Consider the following 5,804-nt stretch of genomic DNA (forward strand, 5'->3'; position numbering starts at 1 on the left):
TAGGCTACTTATCTCCTATAGAATTCAGGAAATTAGCAGCCTAGAAAATAGTGTTTTTATTAAGTTCCCATTTTAGGGGTTCAGTGCCGTTCCTTCCTAATAGCTTCGATTTAGTAATACTCTCTTTTTTAATTTCTCATATATAGATAAACAGTTAATTTAATAGAGTGCGTACATTTCTTCAAGGATATGGTGGTTTATAGGTTACATAGAGTTTGGTTTACTCTAGGGATTTCTGAGAAGAATTATAGGTTGAATTATTTTTAGTATTTCATATGATCAACAACGTTTATTAGAATTTAGTTCTAATTTAATATAGTATTATCCTAATTGAATGTTAGGAAGGTTACTTTTTGATTTTTGTGTGTTTCCTTTCTGGGGAAATTTTAGAGTGAAAAAGGATGAGAAGGCTGAGACAATTTTTGTCTCAGCCTTCAGAGTGTCGACAAAGTCTTAGACTTTGCCGGCATTTTTTTATGCGCATGCTTTCCGCGGGCATGTTCTCAGCCTGTAGTCTTCGAATCATGCTTTTCCCGCAGGAGTCATCGCAAAAAAATACCAAATATTAACAAATTATTTTATAATATAGATGAAGTTTTATTTAGGAGTTGATTCTATGTTAAATAAATGTACGGAAAACAAAACCTATATTAGAGAAATCCGTAGACATGTTTTGCAAGATGATTTAGACATAATCGAAGATTTAAGGTTTATAGATACAATTAAAAAAGCATATAAATTAAGAAGTCAAACATTAAAAAGACGATTTGGCGATGCAAAAGAACAGCATGGTATGAGATGGACTAGAGATAGAGGAATTAAAAAAGTATCCATGGACACCACGCTTATTTGTGCTGCCATGAATCTTAAAAAAATGGCGATGTGGCTCGTAAAAGAGCCACAAACAGCTTAGTTTAAACACAATTTAAGCTTAAATTTAATAAAACAAAAAACAAACTGAACTTATAAATTTAAGTTCAGTTTGTACACAGCCTGTTTTTTACATATTTTTAAGTTTTGTATTAATTTTCTTACTTTGTTGAGCGTTGAATATTAAGAATATGAACCATATGACAAGAAAGATAAGTGTGAATATTGTAAGTGCGCCAATTAAGGGTTCTGGTTGTAGTGGTACCCAATGGTTTATTGTTGAGAGGATAAAGAATGCTATTACGCTTCCTCCTAAATGGATGATCAGTTTAATTGGTAATGGTAGGTTATCAAACTCATAAACGATTGGTAAGAATCCACAAATGGCACCAAATAAATAAACACTTATGACATCCAGAAAGTCGATTGTAACGTTAAATATAGCGATGAATATGAGCATGATACTACTTCCTATACCAATGCCTTGTAAGGTAGATTTTAATATTTTATTCATAATTTTCCCTCCTTATATTCCTAATGCTTTATTTAAATTTTTAACGTATCTTCTTGATATTGTTACTTTTTTATTATTGATAAGTGTTCCAAACAAGTTTCCTGAAAATGATGGAGATACTTTTGTTATATGTTCTATGTTTACAATGGAGGATTTACTAATTTGCACGAACTTGTGACTTGGTAAAGTTTGCTGTAACGCATTGAGTGACATTCTAGTTGTGATGGTTTCTTCAGTTGTTGTAATGCTAAGTTGTTTATCAAATATTTCTGCAAATATAATATTAGCTTTAATAACGAGTGATACACCTTGAGATGTTTTGATGCCTATTTTGTCGGAAGGTGATTCATATTGTTGTATATAGTTTAATAGGTTGTTACCAATTTCTTGTTCATATGTGCTAATGGTGACGTCGGTTAGCGTTTTAGTTGAGTCAATTTGTAAGTGTACATTGAATTGATCTTTCATAGCCATTGCCTCCTTTGGTTATATAGTATGTGTTTTATTCTATTTTGTCAGTAGTTATAGCATAACCGGTTTGATTGAGGGTGTGAGTGGTTGAGAGGGGTATGTATTGTAAAAAAGCTTCCTTTACTTTCACTAATTGTGACTTGTAAAGGAAGCTTTTGTTTATATTTTTAGCATGCTACGGAAACCTCTTGCTCCATAATATGAATCAGCTCCGTTGTGATAGGTGAACACTGTATCGTAGCGTAAATCACAGAATATAGCACCGCCAAGGTTTCTTATTTTGTCTGGAGTTTCTACCCAGCTAGATGATTTTTTATCAAATTCTCCAAGTGTTTGAAGATGTCTGTATTGTTCTTCAGTAAGTAAACTAACTTTCATTTCATTTACCATATCTATAGCACTTGTTTCCGGTTTATGTTTCTTTCTAGATTCTAGTGCTTCTCTGTCATAACATACGCTCCTACGACCTTTAGGACTTTCTTTTGAACAATCTACAAAAAGATATTGATCATCTTCAGACCCAATAACATCAGGTTCTCCTTCAGTTCGTTCCATTTCATTAAGTGACCATAACTGTTCTGGATTAGATTGTAATCGACTTTCTACGTCAGACCACTCTATGTTTTCATGACGTTCTGGGAATTTTTCAAAACGTTTTTTCAATGTTTCAATAAGCTCTGTTTGTTCTTCTTGTGTTAGTTGTTGAGATGTCATATGAATACCCCTTTTTCTTTTATTTTAGCAAAATATAACTTTAATGAAAGTAATATGTAAATCATCATCAAGGAGCAATCATCAAATGTCTAATAGATTAATAAAACAAATAACGGTAGGATTATGGAGCTTATAAGCGCTGTTAGTATCATTCCGATAGAACTAAATGCAGCTGACTCAATATCAGTTTCTAATATTTTAGCAGTTCCTATGGCATGTGATGCATTTCCATATGTCAGTCCTTTTGCTATGGAAGTTTGAAAGTTAGCTAACTTGATTAAATATGAGCCTAATATGCTTCCGATAAGTCCTGTCCCGATAATAAAGAGTACTGCTAAACTGTCTATTCCACCAATTTGTTGTGATACTTGAACACCAACTGCAGCTGTAATGGATCTAGGTAATAATGATGCTATCATTTCTTTTGAATAACCTAGAATATTCAATGTTGTAAATATTAATATGATATTGATAGCTATGCCGACAAGCACGCTAGTTATAATGACTTTGAAATGTTTCACAATCATTCTTCTATATAAGTATAAAGGATAAGCTAAGCATACAACTGTGCAGTTTAAAAAGTTATATATCCATTTACCGCCAGTCATATAGTCTTGATAATCATAATTTAACATAATAAGTACAAATATTATTACAATAGAAGAAACGAGTGCTGGATGGAGAATTGCGATTTTAAATTTCTTTTGAATATACAATGCAAATATGTACGTGATGACTGTTAAAAGAATCATGAATAATGTTTTTAAAATCATGATTTATCACCACTTTCTTCTACACTATTAGATTTTGTCATTTTTTCTGCAACGTATCCGGAACAAAGTGCAACGATACAAGTACTTGCTATAACTAAAATAATTAAGAAGATAAACTGAGAATTAAATTGTTCAACTAAATCCATTGCACCAACAATAGAAGGAATAAAGAAAAAGATCATTGTGCTTAATAGTAAGTTTGCACCATCTTTTATCCACTCTTCTTTAATAATATTGAACTGCAGTAACAAGAATAGTGTAGCAAGACCTATAATACTGCCAGCAATCGGAATGTCTAGAATTTGCTGAATCCAGCTACCAAATATTGTGATTAAATATATGATGCATATTTGAAAGATGACTTTAATAAACTTTGAAATCATAGTAAACAAACCCTTTATTAAAAATTTAAGATGGCTTTAACTTCATCTGAGTATATATTATTTAATTATAGAACTGATTCAGTTAATTTGAAACGTTATTTATATTATGTGGTTTCTCTTTTTCTTTTTAAAATTAAGAGAAGAATATTTAAATGATAGAAGATACGCAATGTTAGATGAAGAATTAAAGGTTATAGATAAGTATTATTTATAAGAACTAGCAAGTTATAAAAGTTTAATTTAACAAAAGGCTTTACAATTTATAACTTATAATGTATAGTAAGTATCAAGTGATATTTCGAGATTAAATTAATTGGTAGTTTTATTCATTGTTAATGAAAGTCCATTTAAGTTTGAAGATTGATTATTGCAAATATATCGTGCAAAAGCACACAGGAGGACTTTTATATGAATAAAGGTACAGTAAAATGGTTTAACGCAGAAAAAGGTTATGGTTTCATCGAAGGAGAAAATGGTAACGACGTATTCGTACATTTCTCATCAATCCAAACTGAAGGTTACAAATCATTAGACGAAGGCGCTTCAGTTACATTTGATATCGAAGAAGGCCAACGTGGACCTCAAGCGGTTAACGTTAACAAAAACTAATATTAAATTATTAGCTTAACACCTCATAACATTGTTATGAGGTGTTTTTTTTGTTTTTATAATATAAATTGTTTAACTATTCTGAATATAATCGTTAGCATTATAGTCGGTGAAATGGTTAAATTAATATAACAACATATAGGAGGTAATCGTTATGACAACAATTCAACATTTAACTGTAGGAAATAAAGAAGCAAATATAACAGTAGAAGCATTTATAAATTTTGCATGTCCATATTGTTCTCATTATTTTGCAGCAGCAGATGAAGTGTTAAAACCTTATATTAATGATGGAAGTGTTCAATATATTATTAAACACTTTGATAAGACTAAGCAAAGACTGCTAAAAGGTACTGTCGCTAATATTTATCTGGATTATAATGACCCTGAAGAAACATTTGAGATTATACGTCACCTATATGGAACACAAGAAGAATGGACATTGAATTTTGAGACGATAGAAAGAAAAATGGAGCAGGAGCTCGCTTTATCCCCACAAAAAAATGCAGATGATCGATCACTTGCTATACATCAAGAAACCTTTGAAAGAGGCATTACTGGAGTGCCTTCAGTCTTCATAAATGGTGAAAAATTTGAATTTAATCCAACTGAAGACGATAAAGCAACAATAAAAGAAAAATTGGAAAAAGCACTACAAAGTTAAAAATTAAGTGTAGATATTTATTTTGGAAGAGAGGCTGGGACAAATTATTTGTCCCAGCCTTTCATTGTTCGGTGTTGATTTTGAGGATGTCTTAGATTAACTATCTAATTAATCTACAACTTGGCTAAACTCTTCGATTAACTGCTGACTTAATCTACAACTTGGTCAATTTCTTCGATTAACTGCTGAGTTAATCTACAACATGGTCGAACTCTTAGATTAACTCCCGACTTAATCTACAACATGGTCGAACTCTTAGATTAACTCCCGACTTAATCTACAACATGGTCATTCTCTTAGATTAACTCCCGACTTAATCTACAACATGGTCATTCTCTTAGATTAACTCCCGACTTAATCTACAACTTGGCTGAACTCTTAGATTAACTCCTAACTTAATCTACAACTTGGCTGAACTCTTAGATTAACTCCTAACTTAATCTACAACTTGGTCAATCTCTTAGATTAACTGCTGACTTAATCTACAACTTGGTCAATCTCTTAGATTAACTGCTGACTTAATCTACAACATGGTCGAACTCTTAGATTAACTCCCGACTTAATCTACAACATGGTCGAACTCTTCGATTAACTTCCGACTTAATCTACAACTAGGCCGAACTCTTAGATTAACTTCCGACTTAATCTACAACTTATCTCATTTTTTCAAAAAACTTATTTATGTCCCACTTCCTCTTAGTTGTAGGGTATCTATATTGGTATGTCAACAAAAACTTAGACAGAATTCATAAGTTTATAAGAGGTTGGCGTTTGATAATTTAATCCTGCATGTATTCTTTCATTGT

General features: G+C 31.6%; 8 protein-coding genes. 3 read left to right on the forward strand and 5 right to left on the reverse strand.

Translation table 11 applies throughout. The annotated features are described in order from the left end of the window. Window positions 1–616: 616 nt before the first annotated feature. Window positions 617–913 carry a transposase gene (locus CD129_RS06125; protein WP_239732868.1) on the forward strand — a complete coding sequence of 99 codons (297 nt, stop codon included), beginning with the start codon at window positions 617–619 and terminating at the stop codon, window positions 911–913. A gap of 87 nt (window positions 914–1,000) precedes the next feature. Here CD129_RS06125 and CD129_RS06130 read toward each other — a convergent pair whose 3' ends face one another. The 5 genes from CD129_RS06130 to CD129_RS06150 form a co-directional block, all read right to left on the reverse strand. Continuing rightward, window positions 1,001–1,384, reverse strand: a complete 384-nt coding sequence (locus tag CD129_RS06130; protein ID WP_107509371.1) for a DUF3021 domain-containing protein — start codon at window positions 1,382–1,384, stop codon at window positions 1,001–1,003. A gap of 12 nt (window positions 1,385–1,396) precedes the next feature. Beyond that, window positions 1,397–1,852 (reverse strand): LytTR family DNA-binding domain-containing protein, encoded by a 456-nt coding sequence (locus tag CD129_RS06135; protein ID WP_158079039.1) that lies wholly within the window; start codon window positions 1,850–1,852, stop codon window positions 1,397–1,399. A gap of 162 nt (window positions 1,853–2,014) precedes the next feature. After that, window positions 2,015–2,569, reverse strand: coding sequence for a DUF4256 domain-containing protein (locus CD129_RS06140; RefSeq protein ID WP_174221861.1), 555 nt, complete (start codon window positions 2,567–2,569; stop codon window positions 2,015–2,017). Between the two features lie 89 nt (window positions 2,570–2,658). Next, window positions 2,659–3,342 carry an LrgB family protein gene (locus tag CD129_RS06145; RefSeq protein ID WP_078358401.1) on the reverse strand — a complete coding sequence of 228 codons (684 nt, stop codon included), beginning with the start codon at window positions 3,340–3,342 and terminating at the stop codon, window positions 2,659–2,661. After that, the gene (locus CD129_RS06150; RefSeq protein WP_115337111.1) at window positions 3,339–3,725 is read right to left on the reverse strand and encodes a CidA/LrgA family protein; all 387 of its coding nucleotides are present in this window, start codon (window positions 3,723–3,725) and stop codon (window positions 3,339–3,341) included. The genes CD129_RS06145 and CD129_RS06150 overlap by 4 nt, the downstream gene beginning before the upstream one ends. Before the next feature lie 408 nt (window positions 3,726–4,133). Between CD129_RS06150 and CD129_RS06155 the strand changes: the two genes are divergently transcribed. Next, entirely contained in the window at window positions 4,134–4,334 is a 201-nt protein-coding gene (locus CD129_RS06155) for a cold-shock protein (protein ID WP_016913015.1), read from the forward strand. Window positions 4,335–4,488: 154 nt separating this feature from the next. Continuing rightward, the gene (locus CD129_RS06160) at window positions 4,489–4,998 is read left to right on the forward strand and encodes a thioredoxin domain-containing protein (RefSeq protein WP_107509373.1); all 510 of its coding nucleotides are present in this window, start codon (window positions 4,489–4,491) and stop codon (window positions 4,996–4,998) included. The last annotated feature ends 806 nt before the right edge of the window (window positions 4,999–5,804 follow it).

The organism is Mammaliicoccus fleurettii (assembly GCF_003970575.1).
GTDB classification, from domain to species: domain Bacteria; phylum Bacillota; class Bacilli; order Staphylococcales; family Staphylococcaceae; genus Mammaliicoccus; species Mammaliicoccus fleurettii.